Consider the following 22,924-nt stretch of genomic DNA (forward strand, 5'->3'; position numbering starts at 1 on the left):
GGCGCGGTGCCTCAGCGTACGGCGACGGCGTAGGCGAGCAGCCACTCGACGCACTCGGTGACGTGCCTGGCGTGCGTCAGGTCCCGGCCCCAGGCGTACAGGCCGTGCCGGGCCACGATCACCGCCGGGACGGCCGCGTCGTGGGCCTCCTCGAAACGGTCTCCGAGCTCGGCCATGTCCTGGCTGTTGGCGATCACCGGGACGACCACCTCGTCGTCGTGCGCCAGCCGTCCGATGCCCTTGAGCATCTCGATGTCGCGCAGCGGCACGCCTGCGGGCCAGTGGTGCCCGGCGACGACGGCGTTGACGGTGTGGACGTGCACGACCGCGCCCGCGCCGGTCAGCGCCGCGACCCGGGCGTGCAGGCCCGCCTCGGCCGAGGGCCTGCGCGGTTCGACGCCCTCGACCGGCACCGTCTCACCCGAGGGGCCGACGACCGAGACGTCGGCGGCGGTCAGCTCACCCTTGTCCAGGCCGCTGGCGGTGACCGCCAGCCGCAGCGGCTCACGGCTGACGACCTCGGAGAGGTTGCCCGAGGTGCCGCGCATCCAGCCGAGCCCGGCGAAGCGCGCCGCCTCGGCCGCCAGCCGGGCACCGGCCCCGAGGACCAGCTCCGCCGTACGGAAGTCCCGCCCGGCGCTCATCGCGACCCCCCGAAGCCCGGCTCCCCGAAGCCCAGCTCTCCGAAGGACGCGACGACCGGGTGCGGGCCGAAGTCGGCGTTCTCACTTGGTTCGCCAGGACGGCGCAGGCCCGTGGTCCGCCAGCCCGCGGCGGCGGCCGCGTCCAGTTCGGCGGGCACGTCGGACAGGAAGAGCAGGTCCGTCCCGCCGAGTTCGGCGGCGATGCGCCGGTAGGACGACGCCTCCCGTTTCGGCCCCGCGTTCACCGTGTCGAACCACCCCTCGACGAGGACGGACAGGTCCCCGTCCCCGGTGTGCGCGAACCACGGGCGCTGGGCGGAGACCGAGCCGGAGGAGAAGACCGCCAGACGCCTCCCCTCGGCGTGCCAGGCGCGCAGGGCCGGGGCCACGTCGGGGAAGAAGTGCGCGGTCAGCTCGCCCGCCGCGAACCCCTCCGCCCAGATCCGCCCCTGCAGCGTCTTCAACGGCGTCGCCTTGACGTCGTGGTCCATCCAGTCGTGCAGCACCTTCACGACCTCCTCGGTCGTGGCGCCGCCGATCTCCTCGACGGCGGCACGGACCTCGGGGTCGTCCCGGTTCGCCTCGATCCACGGCCCGAGCCTGGGCCTGGCGAAGGCGTAGAGCCCCACGTGTACGGACTCGGTGGAACTCGTCGTCCCCTCGATGTCGAGCACGGTCCATCCGGTCATCGGGCGAGCACCTCCACGAGGTCGGGGGCGTGCGACGGGGCGTCGGTTTCGATGCCGTGAACCATCAGCTCTCCTCGGTGTGGCCGGAAACGGCGAAGTGGTCGCGGACACGGGACGGCTCGTAGACGCCGTGCTCGGTCACGATTCTGGTCACCAGGCGCGGCGGGGTGGCGTCGAAGGCCGGGTAGTAGCCGACGACCCCCTCCGCCGCGGTGCGCCGCCCCAGCACGTGCAGCACCTCGTCGCCGTCACGCCGTTCGATCACGACGTCGTCGATCGTGCGAGCCTGCGGGTCCGGCGCGTCGATCAGCGCGTGGTACGGCACGCCGAAGGCGTTCGCGGCCAGGGCGACCCCCAGTGTGCCGACCTTGTTGACCACGTGACCGTCGAGCGTGACCCGGTCGGCCGCGGTCAGCGTCACGTCGGCGAGCCCGTCGGCCAGCGCGGCCGCGACCATCCCGTCGGTGATCAGGGTCGGCCGGTAGCCCATCTCGACGAGCGTGGCCGCGGTGAGCCTGGCCCCCTGCAGGTAGGGGCGGGTCTCGGTGCAGACGAACTCCAGGTGCTTGCCCGCGGACCGCGCCGCCCGCACGGTCGCGATGAGGAAGGCGTCGGCCCAGCAGTGGGTGAGCACCCGCGCGCCGTCACCGAGCAGGCTCGCCGCGTGACGGCCCAGGGCGGCGCTGCGCTCCCGGTAGGCGGCGTCGTGCGCGTGGGCGGCCCGGGTGACCGCCTCGACCAGCTCCGTGCCCGAGGCCGCCTCCGGCCCGTCGAGCACCACCCCGAGCACTCCCTGTACGGCGTCGCGGATGTGGTTGTTCGTCGGCCGCGTCGCGATGAGCCTGGCACCCGCCCGGCGCAGGTGGGCGACGGCCTCCTCGGGCGGTTCCCGCCGGGCCTCGCGGGCGGCCAGGACGAGTCCGGCGGTCGCCGCGAACAACGGTCCCGAGCTCTGCGTGACCATCCGTTCGATGGCCGTCGCGACCTCCTCGCTGGTCGTGCAGCGCACCCAGCGCACCTCGAACGGGTAGACGCGCCGGTCGAGGATCTCCACCGCGTCGTCGGTGATCCTGACGGAGTCGGCCAGGACGGGGGTGTCACTCATTGAGGCCTCCATGAGACGTCGCCGTCCACGGGCGGCCGGGTACCGCCCGGCGTCATCACGACGACGGCGACCCGGCCCCTGCCCGCGCTCATGCCCTCACTGAACAACGTCACGCCGCCCGGCGCCAGCCGTGCCCCGCCGGGCATCCGTGTGTTCCCGGCCTCCGGAAGGTACGGCCGCACAGCGGTGCCGGCGCACGGGTGAGCGTCCCGCGGGACGCGGGGTCAGACCGCCGCGGGCGCCCGCATCAGCTCGGCGCGGTAGCGGGCCAGGGCCGAGGGCAGGCCGATCACGACCACACCGACGAGTCCGCCGCCGTCGTGGTAACCGACCGCGACCTCCCCGCCGAGGTCGCCTTCCAGCACCCGGATGTCGTCGCCGAGCCCCGGGGCGCCGAAGGACTGGATGCGCAGGTCGTACTGGTCGCTCCAGAAGGTCGGCAGCGGCGTGAACGGGGCCGGATCGTGCCCGGCCTGCCCGAGGTCGGCCAGCAGGGTCGGCACCGCGCGCTTGGCCGTGTCCGTAGGAACGCTCCAGTGCTCGACCCGCCGGGCGACGTCGTCGTAGCGGGGGTTGGGGAAGCGCGCCACGTCGCCGACCGCGACCACGCCGGGACGGCCCTCGACCCGCAGCGCGTTGTCACAGAGCACACCGTCGGACAGGTCCAGGCCGTTGCCCCCGAGCCACTCGGTGTTGGCCGTGGAGCCGACCGCCTCGACGACCACGTCGGCCTCGGCCACGGTCCCGTCGGACAACTCGGCCCCCGCGGGGGAACCCTCCCCGAGGAAGCGCCTGACCGTACGGCCCAGCAGGAACCGCACCCCCTCCTCCTCGTGACGGCGCCGGAGCGCGGCCCCCAACCCGGCGCCGAGCGGGCGGAGCATCGGCTCGGCCTCGGGGGCGACCACGGTGACCCGGCAGCCGAGCACGCGGGCGGTCGCCGCGACCTCACAGCCGATGAACCCGGCTCCGACGACCAGCACCCTGGTCCCCGGCAGCAGCCGCGCGCGCAGCGCCGCCGCGTCCTCAAGCGTCCGCACCACGTGCCGCCCCTCGGGGCCGGGCACGGGCAGCCGCCTCGGACGCATCCCGGTCGCCACCACCAGCCCGTCGTAGCCGATCTCGGTGCCGTCGGCGAGCCGTACGGCGCGCGCGGCCAGGTCGGCCGAGGCGATCGGGACGCCGAGCCGCCATATCACGTCGGCCACCGCCGGGCGGAGCCTGAAGGCGACCGCCTCGTGCGTGACCTCCGAGGCCAGCGCCTCCTTCGACAGCGGCGGCCGGTTGTACGGCAGGTGCCGCTCGTCGCCGACCGCGACGATCTCCCCGGTGAAACCGCCCGCCCGCAGTCGTTCCGCCGCTCGCAGGCCGCCCATGGAGGCGCCCGCGATCACGATCCGGCTCGCTGCCACCGTCACCCCTCGACCGTGATGGCCTGCAGCGGGCACACGTCGGCGGCCTCCTCGACGGCGTCGCGCAGCGCCTCGTCCACGTCGGGCTCGTAGGCCAGCCGGCCGTTCTCGTCGAGCCGGAAGACCTCGGGCGCGGAGAAGACGCACTGCCCGTGGTCCTTGCAGACGCCCATGTCGACGATGACCTTCATTTCACTACTCCTGGTGATACGGGGAGGGACAGGGGTCGGTGCGGCGCCGGGAAACCGCCCGCACGGCAGGCCCCGGGCTTCGGCGATCCGCCGATCGGCGCCTTGAGACCCCGCACGGAGAGGTGGTCCACCCACACCGTCCCCGCCGTCGGGCGGGCACCGACCCGCTCGCCGCCGATCCGGTGGTCGTTGCGGACGGGGACACCGGCGACAGTGGCCATCCGCTTCTCCTAACCGTTTGACTCCAAACAAACTAGGACCTGCCAATGGCGACGGTCAAGGCCGGCGACAGTTCGTTTGGAGTCAAACGAACTGCTCGAACAATGTCGCGATTTTTCGTGGCATGTCGGTGAACTCGCAGGTCGGCGGGAGGGGTAGGGGGAGGTTCCGCCGTTCGCCCTGGTTTCACCGGCGGCATGCGGGCCGGGTTTTCGATCCGTGGGAATGGGCTCTTGCGTCAACTTCATTTGAGCACATACGATCCCGGCCACGTGGTTCGTACGGGTACGAACGAAACATGTCTCCGTGCCGCCCCATGCTTCTGTTCTGTCCCAATGGAGGGTCGCCATGGCCGTCAACGAATCGGCAGCCACCCCGGCCACGCTGTCACGCCGACGGATCGGCGTGCCGGACATCGTGTTCTTCGTGGTTGCCGCGTCCTCCCCGCTGACCGTCGCGGCGGGTGGAACCCCACAGAACTTCGCGACCACCGGTGTGCTCGGCGTGCCGTTGATGTTCCTCATCCTGGCCGCCGTGCTCGCCCTCTTCTCGGCGGGATACGCCGCGATGAGCCGTCACATCTCCAACGCGGGCGCCTTCTACGCCTACATCACCCACGGTCTCGGCCGTGTCCCCGGTGTCGGCGCCGCCTTCGTGGCGCTGGTGGCCTACAACGCCATGCAGGTCGGGCTGTACGGCCTGCTCGGCTTCAGCACCTCGGGATTCCTCTCCGGCACCCTGGGTGTCGAGGTGCCCTGGTGGATCGTCTCGCTCGTCTTCCTGGCGGTCATCGCCCTCCTCGGCTACCGCAGGATCGACCTCAACGCCAGGGTGCTCGCCGTCCTGCTGGTGTGCGAGGGCCTGCTCGTCCTGGTCTTCGACATCTCCCAGATCTCCACCGCCCCACAGGGGCTGTCGCTGGAGCCGTTCGGCTGGAGCGCGCTGACCACGGGAGCGGTCGGCGCCGCGTTCCTGTGGACGATGGCGGCCTTCATGGGTTTCGAGTCCGGGGCGATCTACAGCGAGGAGTGCCGGGACCCGCGCAGGACCGTCAGCCGGGCCACCTACATCGCCGTCGCCGTGATCGGTGTCTTCTACGCCTTCACCGCCTGGGCGACCGCGATGGGAGCCGGGCCGGGCGACGTCATCGCCGCCTCCCGCGAACACGGCCCCGAACTGGTCTTCGTGCTCGGTGAACGGGCGCTCGGCCCGGCCTTCTCCACCCTCGGCCAGGTCTTCCTGATCACGGCGGTGTTCGCCGCCACGCTCTCCTTCCACAACGCGGTCGCGCGGTACTTCTTCGCGCTCGGCCGTGAGGGCGTGCTGCCGCAGAAGCTGGGACTGTCGCACCCCAGGCACGGCTCGCCGTACATGGGGTCGGTCAGCCAGACCGTCTTCGCGGCGGTCGTCGTGATCGCCTTCGGCCTGTTCGGCGGGGACCCGATGGGCACGCTGTTCAACTGGTTCACCAACCTCGGCGCGCTGGGCGTGATCCTGCTGCTGGTCGCCACCTCGGTCGCGGTCGTCGGCTTCTTCCGCAGGGAACGACGGGGGGAGAGCGCCTGGAACGTGGCGATCGCCCCGGTGCTGGCCGGGCTGGCGCTGTTCGCCGTCCTGTACGTCGCGTTCACCAACTTCTCCGCCCTGCTCGGCACCCCGCCGGACTCGGCGCTCAACTGGGCGCTGCCCGCCGTCGTGGTGCTGGTCGGCGTCGTCGGCCTGGTCTACGGCGCCTACCTGCGGTCCGCCGATCCGCGGGCCTACGCGCGGATCGGGCAGGGGGCGCCCGTGCGGGACTGACGGCCGTGTGCGGCGGCGCCGATCGGGGGATCGGGGCTCCGGCAAGGGTGACCTATACTTGTTCGGACCCATACGATCCATCCTGAGCTGCGAAAAGTCCGCTCAGAGGTGGTTTTTTCCTGGCCTTTGCGTCCTTTTCGGGACTGACGTCGAACATATGGTTCGAGGCCAAATGAGGCGAGTCGAGGGAGACACCGTGAGCATGGATTCCGTGGAAGGCGCCGCCGGCCATCCGGGGGAGCGGGACGCCGCCGTCCTCAACAGCTTCCCGACCGGCGCCGAGCTCGACAGCTACCTGCTCGGCGCGGGTCCCTACTACCTGCTCGAAACCGACCCCGTCCAGGAGTGACGGGACGTCATCCGAACACCATCCGGAGGAGATCCATGCGCCTCGACGAGGTCGACCTGGCGGACAACGACAAGTTCCTGGACGGCGACACCCCCTGGCGCATGTTCGACGTGCTCAGGGCCGAGGCGCCGGTGCACTGGCAGGACGAGGGCGAGTACGGCAGCGGCTTCTGGTCGGTGACCCGGCACGCCGACATCGTGGCCGTCGACCGCGACGCCGAGACCTTCACCTCGACGAAGTTCACCAACCTCGAAGAGGTGGACGAGCGCCAGGCGACCATCCGGCGCTCCCTGCTGGAGACCGACGGCCCCCGGCACGGCGTGCTCCGCCGGATCCTGCAGCGCCAGTTCACGCCCCGCGCGATCGCCGGATACGAGGTGTTCCTGCGCGGCCTGACCGCCAGGACCCTGGACGCCGCCCTGGCCAAGGGCACCTTCGACTTCGTGAAGGAGGTCTCGGCGGACTTCCCGATCAACGTGCTCGCCAAGATGCTCGACGTCCCCGAGGACGACACCCAGCAGCTCATCGACTGGGGCAACCGCATCATCGGCAACACCGACCCCGACTACGCCGACGTGCTGCTGCACAGCCAGGAGAGCGAGAAGTACCGCGACCTGCCCTTCCGCAGCCCCGCCTCCCTTGAGGTCTTCGAGTACGGCCGGGAGCTGGCCCGCAAGCGCCGGGGCGGCGACGGCACCGACCTGGTCAGCAAGCTCGTCAACGAACCGACCGCGGACGGGGTCCCCCTGTCGGAGCGCGACTTCGACAACTACTTCCTGCTGCTGGTGGTCGCGGGCAACGAGACCACCAGGCACGCGATCACGCACTCCATGCGCGCGCTGATCGACAACCCGGGCGAGGCCGAGCGGCTCCGCCGGGACCCGTCGCTGATGCCGGGCGCCGTCGAGGAGTTCCTGCGCTGGGCCTCCCCGGTCTACCACTTCCGCCGTACGGCCACGCGTGAGGTGGAGATGCACGGCAGGCGGATTCGCGAGGGGGACAAGGTCGTCATGTGGTTCGCCTCGGGCAACCGGGACGAGCGGGTCTTCGACGACCCCTACCGGTTCGACGTCACCCGCGCCGACAACGACCACATCACCTTCGGCAAGGGCAGCCCGCACTTCTGCCTGGGCAACGCGCTCGCCAGGCTGGAGATGCGGGTCATGTTCGAGGAACTGCTGCCCCGGATCTCCGACATCAGGCCGGCCGGCGAGTCGCGCCGCGTCCGCTCGAACTTCGTCAACGGCATCAAGACCCTGCCGGTCACGGTCACCCTGGCCTGACGACCACTCCGTGAGGCCCGGATCCACCGGGCCTCACGGAGTGGGTCCTGCAGCGGACCCTTCAGCGGACCTTCAGCGGACAGGGTCGAAGTCCCGCAGGGCGGCGGGCTGCCTGCCCGTGACGATCTGCTCGGCGAGCAGACGCCCGGTGACCGGGCCGTGGGTGAGCCCCCACATGCCGTGCCCGCCCGCGACGAACCTGCCGGGCGCGTTCGTCGCCCCGACGAGGGGACGGCCGTCGGGGGTGACGGGACGCGGGCCGACCCACGCGTCGGTGAGCCCGTCCCACGAGACGCCGGACAGCAGCGGCTTGGCCGAGGCGATGATCGCGTCGATGCGTGCCCGGTCGAGCGGGGCGTCCGCGTCACGGAACTCCATCGTCCCCGCGACCCGCAGCTTGTCCTGGTACGGCGTGCACGCCACCCGGACGGCGGGCAGGTAGACCGGCCCGGGGACGGGCTTGTCGGTGGGGACGGTGAAGGAGTAGCCGCGTCCCGCGCGCACCGGGACCCGGACCCCCCAGGCGGCGCCGAGATCGTTCAGCCAGGCGCCGGTCGCCAGGACAACGGCGTCCGCGACGACCGTCTCCCCGGCCCCCGACCGTACGGCCAGGCCGCCCGCCTCCTCGTGCACCCCGGTCACCCGGAAGCCGGAGCGGATGACGGCGCCCTTGGCGACGACCGACTCGGCCAGCGAGTGGGTGAACCGTCCCGGGTCGACGTAACGCTGGTCGTCGAGCCGGATGCCCGCCCGTACCTTGGAGGACAGCTGCGGCATCTGCTCGCGCAGGGCGTCGCCGTCGAGCGCGGTGTAGTCGATCTTCAGGCCGGAGCCGTCGATACGCCTGAGCTCGTGCAGCAGGCCGGTGGCCTGCCGTACGTTCTCGAAGGCCGCGGTGATGGGGGCCTTGATGGTCGGGGCCTCGACACCGTTGGAGGTCAGGGTGTCGAACGCCGCGAGGCACTCCTCGTTGAAGGCGAGGTTGGCGCGAACGGCGCGGTTCCACGACCTCCAGGTGCAGTTCGCCGCGAACCGGGTGAGGAAGGTCCACAGCCTGACGTCGGGGGTGGCGGGCACGTGCAGCGGCGCGCCGGGGTCGAGCAGGGAGCGCAGGCCGTACTTCAGGACGCCGGGCTCGTTCAACGGGATCGCCAGGCCGGGGGAGAGCCAGCCCGCGTTGCCCCACGAGGCGCCCGCCGCGACGCCGTCGCGGTCGACCACGGTGACCTCGACCCCGTGCTCCCGCAGGAACCACGCGGTGGACAGGCCCACCACACCGGCACCGATCACCACGACCGAGCGCGGCCCACCGTCGACACCCATGACCACTTCTTTCGCTTCTTGAGGGGTTCCTACCATTCGAGCATCGTTGGAACAGAGGAAAAATGAACTGTATGCCGCGGACAAGTGGATCGGGGAGGTTTGACGGACAACGACAAAGACCGAAGATCAGGGGCGGCCGACGGCCAGGGCGATGATCATCGCCAGCCGCTTCTCCGGCACGTCGAGCCGCAGATCGGTGATCTCGGCCATCCTCCTGAGCCGGTATCTCACGGTGTTCGGGTGCACACCGAGACGTTCGGCGGCGGCGGCCAGGTCCCCCTGCGCCTCAAGCCAGGCGCGCAGCGTCGCGATGTGGCGGGTGCCGTGCTCGGCGTCGTGCCTGGTCAGGTCGGCGACGGGGCCCCGGGAGGGGACGCGCCCCGCAGAGGCCGCGGCCCGTAGCCGCTGCAGCAGGATCTCATCCCACGACTCGTCGTAGACGACCGCGACGCCGCCGCCGGGCCGGGCCGCCCGCAGGGCGAGGCTCTCGTCGGCCTCCTGCCTGCAGGAGGGCAGCTGCGCCGGGTCCGCGGTGCCGCCGACGCCCGCGAGCACGGTGACCTGCCGGGGCAGCACCCGCACCATCGCGGCCAGCCAGTCCAGGGCGGGGGTCACGTCGTTGCCGCAGGGCAGCAGCGTGTACAGGGTGTTGCCGAACAGCGTGCTGCGCCCGGGCCGTGACCAGCCGAAACCGGTGGTGGCCCGCTCGAACGCCAGCAGCACCGCGGCGTGCCGCTCCTCGGCGATGTGCGCCTGGAGCGCGATCACCCGGAACCGTCCCCTCGGCAGGCCGAGCCTGGTGATCACCGCGTGGGCGTCGGCCGTACCCTCCAGCAGGCGGATGACCAGGTCGGACTCTACCTGGCGCTCCAGGTCGGCGCTGACCCGGGAGCGCAGCAGGTGCAGCGCCACCGCCCGGGCCCCGTCACCGAGGACCGTCCTGTGCCGTTCCGGCAGGGGCCGTTCACACTCGACCCAGATCGACCCCAGCAGCTCACGCCCCGCCCGCACGGCGACCACCATGCGGCCCCTGAGGCCGTGCTCGGGGGAGGGGCCGACGAACAGGGGCTCGTCGGAGGTCGCCAGGTGCGCGAAGACCCCCTTGCCCTCGAACAGCCGTCGTACGGCATCCGGCACCCGCCTGCCCAGGATGGTCTCAAGCCGGGCCGGGTCCGCGGTCTGCTGCGAGCCCGAGTAGGCCAGGACGCGGGACATCTGGTCCTCGATCGTCACCGCGGAGCCGACCTCGTCGGCGAGGGTGTCGGCGAAGGCGAACAGGTCGGTTGGCCCCCGCCCGGCGTCGGTCTCGCGCCCTTCGAGCACCAGGCCGTAGACCACCCCGGACAGCTGGCTCCAGGAGACCTCGGGCTCGACCAGCAGCACGGCGATGCCGGCGCCCACGGCCTCGGCGAGCACGGCCTCGTCGAGCGGCGGGCTCACCCGCACCAGCATGGCGACGGCGCGCGCCGCCCGCGCCAGGCGGACCGCCTCGGCCGCCGAGTCCACGCCGACGGCCAGGAACACCTCACCCGTCGCGGGACGGGCGTCGGTCGGGTCGTGCACGACCACACTGCGCAGCTCGACGTCCCGGGATGCCGGGGCGCAGCACAGCCGGGCGCCGTACCCGCCGAGCACGTTGACCAGCCGGTCCAGCCTCAGCATCCGGTGCGTCCGGGAATGCGGCCTCTGGTGCGTTCCACACCCCGATTCTCCCCCGTCCCCGCCGTTCCCCGGTCGTGTCGGGGGAACGGGTCCGCAGACCTCCCGAAGGCCTACGGTGAGGACATGCGCCTGACCGCCTTCACCGACATATCACTTCGTATCGTGATGCGGTTGGCCGTGGCACGGGAAGAGGACCTGCTCACCACCCGTACGGTCGCGCTGGGGCTGGCGGTGCCGTACTCACACGCGGCGAAGGCGGTGGCGCGCCTGGTCGAGCTCGGCCTGGTCGAGACCAGGCGGGGACGCGGAGGCGGGCTCCGGCTCACCGGTGCGGGCCGGGACGCCTCGATCGGCGGCATCGCCCGCGCGCTGGAGAGCGGGGGAGACCTGGCCGGATGCGAGGACGACCCGCCGTGCCCGCTGCGGGCGGCGTGCAGGCTCCGTACGGCGCTGGCCGAGGCCAGGGAGGCGTTCTTCGCCTCGCTCGACCGGATCACCGTCGAGTCCCTGGTGGCCTCCCCGACCGGCCCCGCGCTCGTCCTACTCGGACGGGGTCCGGGGCAGGAAGGGCGGGAGGGGGACCTTCGTCCCTAGAGGAGATGGCTTTCGGCCCCAGTGGCCGGTGGAGATGACGGGCTTTAATTTGTATGTCAGATGAATATTTAACTTCCTCCCGTTCTCTCCCATCCCCTCCCCTGGAGGCCACGTGCTTTCCCCGGAGTCCGCCGAGACCGTCCGCGCCACGCTTCCCGTCATCGGAGCCTCGCTCGACGCGATCACCACGCGGTTCTACGCCACGATGTTCGCCGACCGTCCCGAGTTGCTCGACGGCCTGTTCAACCGCGGCAACCAGGCCAGCGGTGAGCAGCGAAGGGCACTGGCCGGGTCCATCGCCTCCTTCGCGACCGCGCTGCTCGACCACCCCGACGAGCGCCCCGACCGGCTGCTCGCCAGGATCGCGCACAAGCACGCCGCGGTCGGGGTGACCCAGGACCAGTACGTCATCGTGCACAAATACCTCTTCGGGGCGATCGCCGACGTGCTCGGCGACGCGGTGACCCCCGAGGTCGCGCAGGCGTGGGACGAGGTCTACTGGTTGATGGCGGGCGCGTTGATCGCCATGGAGGCCCGCCTGTACGCCGAGGCCGGAGCCGGCGAGGGGGAGAGGACCTGGCGGCGCTGGAGCGTCGTCGAACGCCGCGAGGAGACACCCGACGTGGCCTCCTTCCTGCTGAGGCCGCTCGACGGGGAACCGGTGCCGCCCGCGCGGCCGGGACAGTACGTCAGCGTCCGGGTGCTGATGCCGGACGGCGTCCATCAGCTCCGTCAGTACACCCTGTCCGGTGGGCGGGACGGCCTGCGGCGGATCACGGTCAAGCGGGTGCGCGGTGACGGCTCGCCCGCGGGCGAGGTGTCCGGTCTGCTGCACGAGACGGTGCGAGCCGGTGACGAGCTGACGCTGTCCGCGCCGTTCGGGGAGGTCACGCTTGAGGACGGCGACCGCCCGCTCGTGCTCGCCTCGGCGGGCATCGGGTGCACCCCGATCGCCGCGATGCTGGGGCACCTGGCCGAGACCGGTTCCGAGCGTCAGGTCATGCTGCTGCACGCCGACCGCTCCCCGGCCGACCACGCGCTGCGCGAGGAGACGGCCGAGCACCTCGGGTCGCTGTCCCGCACCGAGAGCCTCCTGTGGTACGAGGACGGGGCACCGGAGGGGGCCAGGACCGGGCTGATGGACCTGGCCGGAGTCGAGGTGCCCGAGGGCGCGGTCGCCTACCTGTGCGGGCCGCTGCCCTTCATGCGCCGGGCGCGTACCCAGCTCATCCACGCCGGGGTGGCGGCGCGTGACGTCCACTACGAGGTCTTCGGTCCCGACCTCTGGCTGGCGGACGAGGACGCCTAGGACGACAGAACGGCCACCCGGTGGCCGTCCGGCGGGTGCCGGGCGGCCGCGGGTGGCCGTCCCTTTCTCTATGTGGTGTCCCGGCTGGCGGGATCGTGATGGTCCAGGGGGTGCGTCAGCCGTGTGGACAGCGGGTCAGCGCTTCTCGGTCCTGAGGGAGACGATGGTCCCCGGCGGGAGGTAGGCCGTCGAGGTGGCGCCCGCGGAGACCCACGGCCCCACGCTGTAGACGTAACCGACGGAGGGGTTGGCGTGCAGGATGGTGACGCCGACCCGGTGCTGACCGGTGCCCGAGGCGCAGTAACTGGAGGCGTAGGACCCCGAGGTGGAGACGTTGCAGCTTTCGGGGGCCGCGCTGGCGCCGGAGGCCCCGCCGATCAGGAGCGCGCCGGTGAGCAGGGTCGCCGCGGACAGGGACAGTGCCCGGATACGGGGTTTCAAGAGCGTTTCCTCCGGGGGGTGGAGAGAGGTGGGGGGTGATTCGCGGGTACGGCGGAGCCGCCCGCGTGGCGGCCGGAGCGTGTGCTCCGGTGTCCGCTCTCCTGGGGTGGCACACACCAGGGAACGGAGGCTGGAGGGTCAGCGCGCGGGCGCGCCGACGAAGACGGCCGTGCTGGAGTTCGTGGTGGAGGAGATCCGCCCGGCGGGCTTCAGGGGAGCGATCGCCCATGTTCTGGCTTTCACGTCTTCTTCCTCCGCGGGGGGACTTGGAGTGTCGGAAGCGCCGATCGGGCCTTTCCTTTAGGAAAGTTTCCTAAATAGGAAGATACTTGCCTGGGAAGATGAGTCAAGGGCCGACGGCACAGTAGTTTCGGCCGACCGTGAATCCCCCCGGAACCGGCTATCGGACGTGTTCCCTCGGCCGCTGCCCGGAGAGCGTGGGAAGCGGTGAGGCGGAGTCCAGCGGGACCTGCTGCCCGCGTACCAGGTCGAGCTGGACCGTCTGGCGCGGCAGCAACGCGTCCAGCAGCCAGTCGCCCGCGATGCGCGTCCTGCCCCCGGGGATCGCCAGCAGGTGATACCCCCTGGCGACCACCTTTGCGGGCAGCCCGGAAAGGGGCACCCCCAGTGGGTCGGCGGCGGCCTTGACCCCGCCGAGATCGACGACGAACCCGAGGTCGTGGTGCCGGTACGGCTCCCGCTCCGCCCTGCCGTAGGAGGCGGCCAGGTTGAGCGCGGCCCGCGCGCCCTGCCGTACGGCGTGCTGGGCGGTCATCGCGGTGTACTCGCCCGGCCTGGTCAGATCGGGTACGGCCGCCGCGTCCCCGCAGGCGAGGATCTCGGGATGGCCGGGGACGCCGAGATACTCGTCGACCAGCAGCCTGCCCCGCTCCGTCGGCAGCCCGAGCGACTCGACCAGCGGGTCCGGCCGGACGCCGACGCACCAGATCAGCGAGCGGGTCGGCACGAACTCCCCGTCGGAGAGCCTGACCCCGTCCGAGGTCGCCTCGGCCACGCTGGTGCCGGTGCGGATCTCGACGCCGCGTTCGGCCAGGGTGTGGTGGGCGACCCGGGAGAGCCGCTCGTCCAGGTCGGGCAGGATGCGCGGGGCGAGATCGGCCAGAATCCAGCGGACCGGCTGTTCGCGCAGCCCGGGGCGGCGCCGCCAGGTGTCCAGCGCCAGCAGCTGCCCCTGGGCGGCGACCTCGGTCCCGGTGTATCCGGCGCCGACGACGACGAACGTGCACCGCGCCCGGCGCTCCTCCCGGTCGTCGGAGGCGTCGGCGAGCTCGATCTGCCGGATGAGATGGTCACGCAGGTAGAGGGCCTCGGCGAGGCTGCGGAAACCGTGGGCGTGCTCGGCCACCCCGGGAACGGGCAGCAGCTTGTTGACGCTGCCGACCGAGAGCACCAGGCGGTCGTAGCCGATCTCACGGCTTCGCCCCTCGGGGTCGACGCACCGCACCCGCCTGCCCGCCACGTCGATCGCCTCGACCGAGGCGAGCAGGTGCCGTACCCCGGGGCAGACGCTCGTCAGGGGAATCGCGATCTTGCGTGGGTCGAGGATCCCGGCCGCGACCTCCGGCAGCAGCGGGAGATAGAGGAAGTAGTCGGTCGGGTTGATCAGGACGATCTCGATCGCGCCGCGCGCCATCCGGGAGAGGGTCCGGGCCGCGCTGAAGCCCGCGAAGCCCCCTCCCACCACGACGATCCGTTGCCGCTTGCCCATGTCCGGCCTCCTCCGGTGGTGAATCCCGCCCTATCGGCCCTGCCCGCCACACGCGGCGTCAAGCGTCGGAGGGGCGTAACGCCCGTGTGAAAAACGGTGAACGTCGTCCGGCAAGGCTCACCTCGGATCGGGCTTTACCCGTGAACGACATGCCATCCCTTGTTCATGAAACTTATGCCTGATAGAACGGACGGGCCGTGGCCAGGAAGGCCCGGCGACGGAAAGGACGGCCGATGGGCGACCTCGTCATCGTCAACTGCACCGTGGTCGACAGCAGGGCGGACGGCACGACCGCCGAGGGCGCGCGAGTGCTCACCGACGCGGCCGTGCTGGTCAGGGGAGAGCGCATCGTGCTCACCGGCCCCCGGGAGGAGGTCCTGCCCCACGCCGAGGGGGCGAGGGTGATCGACCTGGACGGCGCCCACCTCACGCCGGGCCTGGTCAACATGCACACCCACTTCTCGCTGTCGCTGCCTGGCGGCGCCGGGGAGGGCGTCAAGAACCTCAACCCCCACGAACTGGCCCTGCACATGGCCGACGGGGCCCGGCGCACCCTGCGCTGCGGCGTCACCACCGTGCGGTGCGTGGCGGAGAAGGACCACGCCGACTTCGCCCTGCGCCGCGCCATCGAGGCGGGCACCGCGACGGGACCGCGCATCTTCACCGCGGGGCAGGCGCTGGTCTGCACCGGCGGCCACGGCCACGAGGGCTCGGACACCCTGGAGTGCGACGGCGCCGACGGGTTCAGGCGTGGCGTCCGCACGCAGCTCAGGGCGGGCGCCGACCTGATCAAGGTGATGATCTCCGGCGGGATCGCCGGGGAGCACGAGCGCATCGACACCCCGCAGCTGTTCTCCGACGAGATGGCCGCGGTGCTCGCCACCGCCCACGCCTGGGGGCGCAAGGTCACCGCGCACGCCGGCCCCGCCCCGGTGATCGCCGAGGCCGTGGAACTCGGCCTCGACTGCGTCGAACACGGCTACCAGCTCACTCCGGAGGTCGCGGCGGCGATGGCGGCGCGCGGCACCGCCCTGGTGCCGACCCTCATCGTCACCAGGTGCAAGGAGTTCTTCGACGAACTCGGCGTGCCCGAGTGGATGCAGTGCCGCTCCCTGGGGGCCGGCCCGCGCCACCTGGAGAGCTACGCCATGGCCCTGGAGGCGGGCGTCGAGATGCTGCTGGGCAGCGACATGCCGCCCTTCTGGAACTTCGAGGGCACCAACGCGACGGTGCGGGAGCTTGAGCACATGTCGGAGGGAGGCCTCGGCCCGGCCCGCGCGCTGTACGCGGCCACGCTGGGCCCCGCCCGCTGGCTCGGCGCCGCGCAGGACATCGGCACCGTCGAGGAGGGCCGCTACGCCGACCTCGTCGCCATGGACGCCGACCCGCTGGACTCGGCGTCGGCCTTCCGCACGATCCGCTGGGTGATGAAGGGAGGCCGGGTCGTCCGCGACGACCGGGCCGGAGAGGCGAACCATGTCTGAGAGCGCGTCCGGGACCGCGAGCGCCGACGTCGAGGCGATCTCGACGGGCATCGACGACATGTACGAGGCGTTCCTGCGGGGTGACCGGGCGCGCTTCGACGCCCACCTGCACGCCGAGGTCACCGTCTGGGAGACCCATCTGCCGGGGCCGCTGCGCACCCGCGCCGAGCTGGATGCATATCGTGAAGAAAGGGACCAATCGGGCGCCCGGCCCGTCCTCGACGGGCTGCGCGCGCAGGACAGACGGATCGACGTGTGGGGGGACACCGGCGTCGCCCGCTACGTGCTCGTCGCCGAACCGCCGGGCGCCCCCGCCGAGTACAGCAGGGTGACCGACGTGCTGCGCCGTACCGGTGACACGTGGCTCATCGTCCACCACCACGCCGAACTGCTCGGACCCTGAGGCCCTGAAAGGAGACGTCACCGTGGAGAACCCCGTGGAGAACACGGAAGACGGCGACATGGAGCTCTACGACCTGCGGGTCGTGGTCGACCGCATCGAGGGCAGGTCCGTCTGCGGGATGGAGGTCGGCGACTGTTTCACCCTGGAGAACAGCGCGCACCTGCGGCTGCCCGACGGAGGGCACTTCTGCGTGTACGCGCTCGCCTCGGTGCTGCCCTTCCTCGCGGCCAAGCAGCGTGACCTCGCCTCGGGGGACTGGCTGGCCCAGGACTCCCTGTTCGCCTGTCCCGACCCCGAGGAACGGCTGGTGATGCGGGTCGAGCGCACCGGCCGCCGCAGGATGAACTCCGCCGACCTGACCTGAAGGAGCCCCCATGACCGTCGCCGAGATCGGCCTCGGCCTGCAGAGCGACAAGAGGGCGGGCGACTACGCCAGGCTCGCCCGCCGCGCGGAGGAGCACGGCTTCGACGTGCTGAGCGTGTTCGGCGACCTGATGTACCAGCCCCCGATCTTCCCGCTGCTTGAGATGGCCGCCGCCACCCGCCGGGTACGGCTCGGCCCGGCCTGCCTCAACCCCTACTCGGCGGCGCCGTACGAGATCGCGGGGCAGGTGGCGGCGCTCGACCTGGCCTCGCACGGCCGGGCCTACCTGGGACTGGCCAGGGGCACCTGGCTCGGTGCCGTCGGCATCGCCCAGCCCAGACCGCTGACCGCGCTCGACGAGGCGGTGAAGGTGGTCCACCTGCTGCTCGCGGGCGACCGGGAGGGGTTCGAGGGGGAGATGTTCCGCCTGGCCCCGGGCACCGCGCTGCGCTACGCCGTGCACAGGCCGCGCCCGCCCCTGCTGCTGGGCGCGTGGGGGCCGAAGGGGGCCGCCCTGGCCGGGCGGATCGCCGACGAGCTGAAGGTCGGCGGCAGCGCCAACCCGGCGATGGTCCCGGTGATGCGCGAGCGGGTCGCGCGCGGCGCGGCGGATGCGGGGCGCGACCCCGCCGACGTCGGGCTGGTGTTCGGCGCGGTGACCGTCGTCGACCGGGACGGGGCGGCGGCCAGGGCCAGGGCCCGCACCGAGGTCGCCATGTACCTCGCGGTCGTCGCGGACCTCGACCCGACCGCGAACGTCCCCGCCGACCTGCTGGCCCGGGTCAAGGAGCTGGTCGACGCCGGGCGGCACGAGGAGGCCGGGCGGCTGATCCCCGGCGACCTGCTCGACCTGTTCGCCTTCTCCGGCGATCCCGAGCACGTCGCCGCGCAGGCGCAGGCGCTCATCGACGCCGGGGTGCGGCGCGTGGAGTTCGGCACCCCGCACGGCCTCACCGACGACGGCGGCGTCGATCTGCTCGGCGGCGCGGTGCTTCCGCTGCTCGACCGTTCCCCGCGTGTCGTGGCCGGTTGAGCACGAGGGGGTCACGTTCCGTCATGTCGAAACCCGATCCGCCGATAACCTTCGGTGCATAAGGCGAAAGGCGCTAATCACCTCACAGTCCTGATTTCAGGAACGTTCAGCAAGCGTGAACATATAGCTGAACGAAGGAGGCCACATGACGACGAGGCGCACCAGAGGCCCGGGGGCAGGCCGGGTCGGGGTGATGGACAAACGCGGGCGCGCCGACCGGGCGGCGGCCAACGCGGGCGCGCCCACACTGGAGTTCACGGCACGGACCCCCTACGACGAGTACGTCGGCACCGAGGTCCTGCACGGCCTGCAGCGGACGGTCACCGACGTGCCCGAGGAACTGGCGTTCCTGGTGACCACCCAGGTCATGGAGCTCTACTTCGGCCTGCTGCGCGCGGAGTGGACCCTGGCCAGGGGGCTGCTCGACGAGGACGACGTGACCGGGGCCACCACGGTGATCGTCAGGAGCGTGCGCCACTTCGAGGCGCTCAACGCGGCCTGGACGGCGCTCGGCTGGATGACCCCCGCCCAGTTCAACTCCTTCCGCGACGAGCTTGGCGAGGCCTCGGGATTCCAGTCGGCGATGTACCGGCACCTGGAGTTCCTGCTGGGCAACAAGTCGGAGTCGCTGATCCGCCCGCACCGCCGGGACCCGAAGGTCCACCAGGAGCTGCTCGACGCCCTGCGGGCCCCGAGCCTCTACGACAGCACGCTGGCCCTGCTGGCCAGGAGGGGCTTCGACATCCCCGTGCGGCACGACCTCGCCGCGGAGTACGTCCCCAGCCCGCTGGTCGAGGCGGCCTGGGTCAGGGTCTACGCCGAGCGGGGGCCGGGCGATGAGCTGTGGGCCCTGGGCGAGGCGCTCACCGACCTGTCCGAGCGCTTCTCCGACTGGCGTTACCGTCACCTCATGGCGGTGCGCAGGTCCATGGGGGCCAAGCCGGGCTCGGGCGGTTCGAGCGGGCTGAGCTGGCTTGAGCGCAGCCTGCGCCGGGAGGTCTTCCCCGAGCTGTGGTCGGCCAGGACGGCGATGTAGCGGTTCAGAAGAGCCGGGGGGTGACCACCGAGACCACGGTGGTGACCCGGTCGGTGTCGTTGTACATGCTGTGCGGGACCGCGGACCTCAGGTGCACGCTGTCACCCGGGTACAGGCGGTGCTCGACGCCGTCGACCTCGTAGATCAGCTCGCCCTCCAGCACGAAGGCGAACTCCTCACCCGGGTGGCCGTAGGCGTCCTCGCGCCGCCCGCCGGGGGCGATGCGCACCAGCAGCGGTTCGAGGACGAGGTTGCGGCCACGGGCGGAGAGCATGCGGTAGGTCTGCTGTCCCGAGATGTACTCGGTGGCCCCGGCCTGCGCCCGGGTCAGGGTGAAGTGGCCGGGCGGCTGCGGGGCCTGCGGCTCCTCCTGCCGGGGCTCCTCGCCGAAGAAGTCCCCGACGCTGCGGCCGAGCGCCGCCGCGACGCCGTTCAGGGCGGTCAGGCCGATGGCGGAGATGCCCCGTTCGACCTGGGACAGGAACCCGATCGAGAGGCCGGAGGCGGCGGCGAGCCCGCGCAGCGTCAGGCCGCGCTCCTTGCGGAAGCGCCGCATCCTGGCGCCGACGTCGCCGTGGACCCCCGCTCTCGCGTCGCCCTGGTGCTCCGGCACGGCCACCGGCTCTCCTCCTCCGCCTTGTTCGCTCCCGCCAAACATAGTTCACGGAGCACGGCGGTACGGCCCGCGGGCTCAGACCCGCAGCATCGCCGCCATCGGCGGTTCCTTGCCGGTGAGGTACCAGTCGCCGATCCAGACCTCCTTGGCGTCGGTCGGGTCGTGGGTGGCGAAGGTGCGGGCGTTACGCCAGAAACGGTCGAAGCGGTACTTGTTGGCCGTGCTGCGCGCGCCCGTGAGATCGAAGATCTCCTGGGTCACGCTCAGCGCCGCCCGGATGCAGGCGACCTTGACGCCGAACGCCTCCACGAACAGCTCCGTCGGGTCCTCGTCGAGGTCGCACCGCTCGATCCTGCGGGCGGTGTCCAGGAGGAAGGCGCGGGCGGCGCGCAGGTCGACCGCGCAACCGCCGATACGGCGGCGGACGAGGACGTCCTCCGTCGCGCTCTCGAACTCGGGGAAGCTCGGACGGTCCAGCTTGCGCACGTAGTCGAGGGCGGCGTCGAACGCGCCGAGACCGGGCCCGAGCATGATCGCCGCGTGCATCAGGAAGACGTAGGACAGGAAGGACGGGGAGGCGCCGTTGCCGTTGAAGTGGTAGCCGTCGGGGACGAACACCTCGTCGTAGACGATGGTCTGGCTGTGGGTGCCCCGCTGGCCCATGGTGTCCCAGTCGTGCTTCATGGTCACGCCCGGCTGGTCGAGGGGGAGCAGCGCGTTGTAGCGGCCCCTCCTTCCCTCAAGGGTGAGGCCGACGGAGGCCCACCCGCCCCCGCCGCTGTTGGTGTTGAACGCCTTCGTGCCGTTGACGACGAGACCGCCCTCGACGCGCCTGGCCGTCACGGGTCCCGGCGCCCCCGCCTCGGAGTTCGAGGCGCAGAGCCTGACACCCTCGTCGCGGATCAGGCGGGCCATCTCCACCTTCGTCGACTCGGGCAGCGTGTTGCCCTCCCGGAAGATCTCGAAGGTCACGAGCGCCTGGACCACGAAGTTCATCCCGGCCGAGGAGTCGCCCGCCATGATGTCCAGGGCGATCCTGAAGAAGTCCTCGGTGTACAGCTCGGGCCTGGCGTCGTTGATCCCGCCGAACCTGTGGGGCAGGCAGAAGGCGAACAGGCCCTCCTCCCAGATCCGCCGCATTGCGAACGTGGTGTCGACGTTGGCCGCGTCCACCTCGGCGGCGCTCTCCGGCAGTTCCTTGCGCAGGAGCGCGGCTCTGCGGGTGAGGTCGGTTATCCGTTGTCTGACGGTGTCCTCACCATTCATAGCGGAAGTCGCCCCGTTTTCCTGAAAAGTCATGACCTCTCCCGTCTTGCGGTCGTATACCCGACGAGCAGCTGGAACCCGGGCCTTCGACCTGCGCGCACCGCCGCGCCGGGACGTCCGTCAACCGGCCGGGCCGCGCCGCCCGGTGGGGTCCGGACCGGACGTCGAGGCGACCGTCCGCCGGACCTGCCGCGCGAGAGCCGTACCCGCGCTTCGAATTAAGTAAAATCCGTATTCGGATTCTAAGTCAAGGCTTGACCGAAGTGCCCGGCTGTCGGTTGCGCGGTATTGACGGAGCGAGGAGAGCGCCGGATACTCGAAAAAGAATACTGATTCGGATTGACCGATGTCGTCGGTCCGGGTCCCCGCCCGCACGACCGGCCGAACCCCCTCCCCACAGAGGAGACAGTGGAATGCAGCCCTTCGTCGTCGGACTCGGGGGCACGACACGCGCCTCCTCAAGCAGCGAGAACGCCCTGCGCCTCGCCCTCGACGCCGCGGCCTCCGCCGGGGCCAGGACCGAGCTGTTCGGCGCCGACTACCTGTCCGGCCTGCCGATGTACGACCCGGCGCGCCCACCGGGAGGCCCGGGGAGGCGCCTGGTCGAGGCGCTGCGCTCGGCGGACGGTGTGATCGTCTGCTCTCCCGGCTACCACGGGTCGGTCTCCGGTCTGGTCAAGAACGCCCTCGACTACGCCGAGGACCTCAGGGACGACGCCCGCCCCTACCTGACGGGCCGCGCGGTCGGCTGCGTCACCACCGCGTACGGCTGGCAGGCGGCCGTCACGACGCTGCAGGCACTGCGCACCATCGTGCACGCGCTGCGGGGCTGGCCCACCCCCCTCGGTGCGGCCCTCAACGTCGCCGAGGGTCGTGACGGGCGCGGCTGGAGGCCCGACGAGCGGGTGCTCACCCAGCTGCGCACCGTGGGACTCGAGGTCTGCGGGCGCGGCGTCGTCCCCCCGCCGCGGGGGGTACGCGGCGCACATCAGAACGGATCTTCGGATACTGCTACGGTGGGAACGCGCTGACAACCGGACCGAGGGGCGACGGCACCGCTGACGGCGACACCGACGGCAACACTGTCGGCAGCACCGACGGGGCCCCTCGCGCGTCCACGCTGGGCGGAGGGAATGGCATGTCGGGAGGCCCGGCGACCGCCCCCGGGAAGGGCGGCCCCGAGGACCACGCGGGGGGCAGCTGGCTGCCCGGCCTGCACGAGGGTCTGCTTGAGGAGCCCCAGCAGCGCCGCAGCCGCCGCTCCGCCCTGCAGATCCTCGACGCCGCCAGAACGGTGCTGGCGCGCGACGGCGTCGACGGCTTCACGATGGCCGCGGTCTCCGAGGCCTCGGGCATCTCCATCGGCGGGATCTACGGCCGCTTCGACGGCAAGCAGGGCCTGATGCGGGCGGTCGGGGACATGATCCTCACCCGCCTTGAGGACGACCTCACCGAACGGCTGGGGCGGGCCGAGACGACCCTGGCGGACGTGGTGCTCGCGTTCGTCACCTGCCTGTCCGAGGACGTCGCCTCCCAGGCCGTGCACCCCCTCGCCGAGCACTCGACGGACGACGAGCCGCTCAGGGCGCGCAAACTCCGCGCCCGTGAGCGCATGTTCGCCTCCTTCAGGCTGGCGGTGCTGCGCCACGAGGACGAGATCAGGCACGAAGACCCGGAGGCGGCCCTGCTGACGGTCTTCCACATGTGCCTGAGCAGCTTCCTGACCGCCTACGACCTCGGCGGCGGGCCGGGGCTGCCGAAGTCGGCGGCGCACCTGCGCGACGAACTGGCCCGAGCCGGTCTCGCCCACCTCACCTCCCCGGCTCCCCGGTCGTAGACCACGTCATCGGGCCCGCGACCGGAGCGCCGGCGAGCCGGGCCGTGTCACCGCCGAGGGCCGGATCGGGGAGCGTCCGGCTGAGGCCGCCGAACCCCACGGGCCCGGCGGCGCGGTCCGGGTCGCGACGGGGTC

23 protein-coding genes are annotated in these 22,924 nt (G+C 71.7%); 12 read left to right on the plus strand and 11 right to left on the minus strand.

Annotation, left to right across the window (positions count from 1 at the left end; translation table 11 throughout):
* Positions 1-11 precede the first annotated feature (11 nt).
* From mtnB to ABT340_RS01655, 5 genes are all read right to left on the minus strand, one after another.
* Entirely contained in the window at positions 12-644 is a 633-nt protein-coding gene (gene mtnB, locus ABT340_RS01635; RefSeq protein ID WP_352008696.1) for a methylthioribulose 1-phosphate dehydratase, read from the minus strand.
* A complete protein-coding gene (mtnC, locus tag ABT340_RS01640) occupies positions 641-1,333 on the minus strand; it encodes an acireductone synthase (RefSeq protein WP_352008697.1) in 693 nt (230 codons plus the stop codon). Before mtnC ends, mtnB begins: the two co-directional genes overlap by 4 nt.
* A 64-nt stretch (positions 1,334-1,397) precedes the next feature.
* On the minus strand, positions 1,398-2,438 hold the full coding sequence (locus ABT340_RS01645) for a s-methyl-5-thioribose-1-phosphate isomerase (protein ID WP_352008698.1): 1,041 nt from the start codon (positions 2,436-2,438) through the stop codon (positions 1,398-1,400).
* 224 nt (positions 2,439-2,662) lie between these two features.
* A complete protein-coding gene (locus ABT340_RS01650; RefSeq protein WP_352008699.1) occupies positions 2,663-3,856 on the minus strand; it encodes an NAD(P)/FAD-dependent oxidoreductase in 1,194 nt (397 codons plus the stop codon).
* A complete protein-coding gene (locus tag ABT340_RS01655; protein WP_352008700.1) occupies positions 3,853-4,041 on the minus strand; it encodes a ferredoxin in 189 nt (62 codons plus the stop codon). The genes ABT340_RS01650 and ABT340_RS01655 overlap by 4 nt, the downstream gene beginning before the upstream one ends.
* 567 nt (positions 4,042-4,608) lie before the next feature.
* Here ABT340_RS01655 and ABT340_RS01660 point away from each other — a divergent pair.
* The 3 genes from ABT340_RS01660 to ABT340_RS01670 all read left to right on the plus strand — a co-directional run bounded on the left by ABT340_RS01660 (position 4,609) and on the right by ABT340_RS01670 (position 7,692).
* A complete protein-coding gene (locus tag ABT340_RS01660) occupies positions 4,609-6,060 on the plus strand; it encodes an APC family permease (protein WP_352008701.1) in 1,452 nt (483 codons plus the stop codon).
* Between the two features lie 202 nt (positions 6,061-6,262).
* Positions 6,263-6,409 (plus strand): hypothetical protein, encoded by a 147-nt coding sequence (locus ABT340_RS01665; protein WP_352008702.1) that lies wholly within the window; start codon positions 6,263-6,265, stop codon positions 6,407-6,409.
* Positions 6,410-6,444: 35 nt separating this feature from the next.
* The gene (locus tag ABT340_RS01670) at positions 6,445-7,692 is read left to right on the plus strand and encodes a cytochrome P450 (RefSeq protein ID WP_352008703.1); all 1,248 of its coding nucleotides are present in this window, start codon (positions 6,445-6,447) and stop codon (positions 7,690-7,692) included.
* A gap of 72 nt (positions 7,693-7,764) precedes the next feature.
* Here ABT340_RS01670 and ABT340_RS01675 read toward each other — a convergent pair whose 3' ends face one another.
* Both ABT340_RS01675 and ABT340_RS01680 read right to left on the minus strand, forming a co-directional pair.
* Positions 7,765-9,015 (minus strand): NAD(P)/FAD-dependent oxidoreductase, encoded by a 1,251-nt coding sequence (locus tag ABT340_RS01675; protein ID WP_352008704.1) that lies wholly within the window; start codon positions 9,013-9,015, stop codon positions 7,765-7,767.
* 126 nt (positions 9,016-9,141) lie between these two features.
* Positions 9,142-10,677 carry a PucR family transcriptional regulator gene (locus tag ABT340_RS01680; RefSeq protein WP_352008705.1) on the minus strand — a complete coding sequence of 512 codons (1,536 nt, stop codon included), beginning with the start codon at positions 10,675-10,677 and terminating at the stop codon, positions 9,142-9,144.
* A 123-nt stretch (positions 10,678-10,800) separates the two neighbouring features.
* Between ABT340_RS01680 and ABT340_RS01685 the strand changes: the two genes are divergently transcribed.
* Entirely contained in the window at positions 10,801-11,271 is a 471-nt protein-coding gene (locus tag ABT340_RS01685) for an RrF2 family transcriptional regulator (protein ID WP_352008706.1), read from the plus strand.
* 112 nt (positions 11,272-11,383) lie between these two features.
* A complete protein-coding gene (locus ABT340_RS01690; protein ID WP_352008707.1) occupies positions 11,384-12,580 on the plus strand; it encodes a globin domain-containing protein in 1,197 nt (398 codons plus the stop codon).
* 135 nt (positions 12,581-12,715) lie between these two features.
* Here ABT340_RS01690 and ABT340_RS01695 read toward each other — a convergent pair whose 3' ends face one another.
* Both ABT340_RS01695 and ABT340_RS01700 read right to left on the minus strand, forming a co-directional pair.
* Positions 12,716-13,021, minus strand: a complete 306-nt coding sequence (locus ABT340_RS01695) for a hypothetical protein (RefSeq protein ID WP_352008708.1) — start codon at positions 13,019-13,021, stop codon at positions 12,716-12,718.
* A gap of 400 nt (positions 13,022-13,421) precedes the next feature.
* Positions 13,422-14,750, minus strand: a complete 1,329-nt coding sequence (locus tag ABT340_RS01700) for an NAD(P)/FAD-dependent oxidoreductase (protein ID WP_352008709.1) — start codon at positions 14,748-14,750, stop codon at positions 13,422-13,424.
* A gap of 233 nt (positions 14,751-14,983) precedes the next feature.
* Between ABT340_RS01700 and ABT340_RS01705 the strand changes: the two genes are divergently transcribed.
* The 5 genes from ABT340_RS01705 to ABT340_RS01725 all read left to right on the plus strand — a co-directional run bounded on the left by ABT340_RS01705 (position 14,984) and on the right by ABT340_RS01725 (position 19,070).
* Positions 14,984-16,234 (plus strand): amidohydrolase family protein, encoded by a 1,251-nt coding sequence (locus tag ABT340_RS01705; protein ID WP_352008710.1) that lies wholly within the window; start codon positions 14,984-14,986, stop codon positions 16,232-16,234.
* Positions 16,227-16,637: a DUF4440 domain-containing protein gene (locus tag ABT340_RS01710; protein ID WP_352008711.1), complete on the plus strand. Its 411-nt coding sequence runs from the start codon at positions 16,227-16,229 to the stop codon at positions 16,635-16,637. Before ABT340_RS01705 ends, ABT340_RS01710 begins: the two co-directional genes overlap by 8 nt.
* Positions 16,638-16,671: 34 nt before the next feature.
* Positions 16,672-17,001 carry a TIGR04076 family protein gene (locus ABT340_RS01715; RefSeq protein WP_352008712.1) on the plus strand — a complete coding sequence of 110 codons (330 nt, stop codon included), beginning with the start codon at positions 16,672-16,674 and terminating at the stop codon, positions 16,999-17,001.
* Positions 17,002-17,011: 10 nt separating this feature from the next.
* The gene (locus ABT340_RS01720; protein WP_352008713.1) at positions 17,012-18,034 is read left to right on the plus strand and encodes an LLM class flavin-dependent oxidoreductase; all 1,023 of its coding nucleotides are present in this window, start codon (positions 17,012-17,014) and stop codon (positions 18,032-18,034) included.
* 145 nt (positions 18,035-18,179) lie between these two features.
* Positions 18,180-19,070, plus strand: coding sequence for a tryptophan 2,3-dioxygenase (locus ABT340_RS01725; RefSeq protein ID WP_352008714.1), 891 nt, complete (start codon positions 18,180-18,182; stop codon positions 19,068-19,070).
* A gap of 4 nt (positions 19,071-19,074) precedes the next feature.
* Here the strand turns inward: ABT340_RS01725 and ABT340_RS01730 are convergent, their stop codons facing one another.
* Together ABT340_RS01730 and ABT340_RS01735 are read right to left on the minus strand one after the other, a co-directional pair.
* Positions 19,075-19,689, minus strand: coding sequence for a helix-turn-helix domain-containing protein (locus ABT340_RS01730; RefSeq protein ID WP_352008715.1), 615 nt, complete (start codon positions 19,687-19,689; stop codon positions 19,075-19,077).
* 72 nt (positions 19,690-19,761) lie between these two features.
* Positions 19,762-20,952, minus strand: coding sequence for an acyl-CoA dehydrogenase family protein (locus tag ABT340_RS01735; protein ID WP_352008716.1), 1,191 nt, complete (start codon positions 20,950-20,952; stop codon positions 19,762-19,764).
* Between the two features lie 413 nt (positions 20,953-21,365).
* On the opposite strand from ABT340_RS01735, the gene ABT340_RS01740 reads away from it, so the two are divergent.
* Together ABT340_RS01740 and ABT340_RS01745 are read left to right on the plus strand one after the other, a co-directional pair.
* The gene (locus tag ABT340_RS01740; RefSeq protein WP_352008717.1) at positions 21,366-21,983 is read left to right on the plus strand and encodes an NADPH-dependent FMN reductase; all 618 of its coding nucleotides are present in this window, start codon (positions 21,366-21,368) and stop codon (positions 21,981-21,983) included.
* Positions 21,984-22,090: 107 nt separating this feature from the next.
* The gene (locus ABT340_RS01745) at positions 22,091-22,789 is read left to right on the plus strand and encodes a TetR/AcrR family transcriptional regulator (RefSeq protein WP_352008718.1); all 699 of its coding nucleotides are present in this window, start codon (positions 22,091-22,093) and stop codon (positions 22,787-22,789) included.
* The last annotated feature ends 135 nt before the right edge of the window (positions 22,790-22,924 follow it).

This window comes from Streptosporangium sp. NPDC000239 (genome assembly GCF_040300765.1).
Classification (GTDB): Bacteria; Actinomycetota; Actinomycetes; order Streptosporangiales; family Streptosporangiaceae; genus Streptosporangium.

Excerpts from the sequence above, each read along its gene's own strand:
- mtnB (WP_352008696.1), bottom strand. The coding sequence starts at position 644 with ATGAGCGCCGGGCGGGACTTCCGTACGGCGGAGCTGGTCCTCGGGGCC.
- ABT340_RS01745 (WP_352008718.1), top strand. The coding sequence starts at position 22,091 with ATGTCGGGAGGCCCGGCGACCGCCCCCGGGAAGGGCGGCCCCGAGGAC.
- ABT340_RS01645 (WP_352008698.1), bottom strand. The coding sequence starts at position 2,438 with ATGAGTGACACCCCCGTCCTGGCCGACTCCGTCAGGATCACCGACGAC.
- ABT340_RS01735 (WP_352008716.1), bottom strand. The coding sequence starts at position 20,952 with ATGAATGGTGAGGACACCGTCAGACAACGGATAACCGACCTCACCCGC.
- ABT340_RS01740 (WP_352008717.1), top strand. The coding sequence starts at position 21,366 with ATGCAGCCCTTCGTCGTCGGACTCGGGGGCACGACACGCGCCTCCTCA.
- mtnC (WP_352008697.1), bottom strand. The coding sequence starts at position 1,333 with ATGACCGGATGGACCGTGCTCGACATCGAGGGGACGACGAGTTCCACC.
- ABT340_RS01660 (WP_352008701.1), top strand. The coding sequence starts at position 4,609 with ATGGCCGTCAACGAATCGGCAGCCACCCCGGCCACGCTGTCACGCCGA.
- ABT340_RS01680 (WP_352008705.1), bottom strand. The coding sequence starts at position 10,677 with ATGCTGAGGCTGGACCGGCTGGTCAACGTGCTCGGCGGGTACGGCGCC.
- ABT340_RS01655 (WP_352008700.1), bottom strand. The coding sequence starts at position 4,041 with ATGAAGGTCATCGTCGACATGGGCGTCTGCAAGGACCACGGGCAGTGC.
- ABT340_RS01720 (WP_352008713.1), top strand. The coding sequence starts at position 17,012 with ATGACCGTCGCCGAGATCGGCCTCGGCCTGCAGAGCGACAAGAGGGCG.
- ABT340_RS01700 (WP_352008709.1), bottom strand. The coding sequence starts at position 14,750 with ATGGGCAAGCGGCAACGGATCGTCGTGGTGGGAGGGGGCTTCGCGGGC.
- ABT340_RS01685 (WP_352008706.1), top strand. The coding sequence starts at position 10,801 with ATGCGCCTGACCGCCTTCACCGACATATCACTTCGTATCGTGATGCGG.
- ABT340_RS01670 (WP_352008703.1), top strand. The coding sequence starts at position 6,445 with ATGCGCCTCGACGAGGTCGACCTGGCGGACAACGACAAGTTCCTGGAC.
- ABT340_RS01710 (WP_352008711.1), top strand. The coding sequence starts at position 16,227 with ATGTCTGAGAGCGCGTCCGGGACCGCGAGCGCCGACGTCGAGGCGATC.
- ABT340_RS01675 (WP_352008704.1), bottom strand. The coding sequence starts at position 9,015 with ATGGGTGTCGACGGTGGGCCGCGCTCGGTCGTGGTGATCGGTGCCGGT.
- ABT340_RS01705 (WP_352008710.1), top strand. The coding sequence starts at position 14,984 with ATGGGCGACCTCGTCATCGTCAACTGCACCGTGGTCGACAGCAGGGCG.
- ABT340_RS01665 (WP_352008702.1), top strand. The coding sequence starts at position 6,263 with ATGGATTCCGTGGAAGGCGCCGCCGGCCATCCGGGGGAGCGGGACGCC.
- ABT340_RS01725 (WP_352008714.1), top strand. The coding sequence starts at position 18,180 with ATGACGACGAGGCGCACCAGAGGCCCGGGGGCAGGCCGGGTCGGGGTG.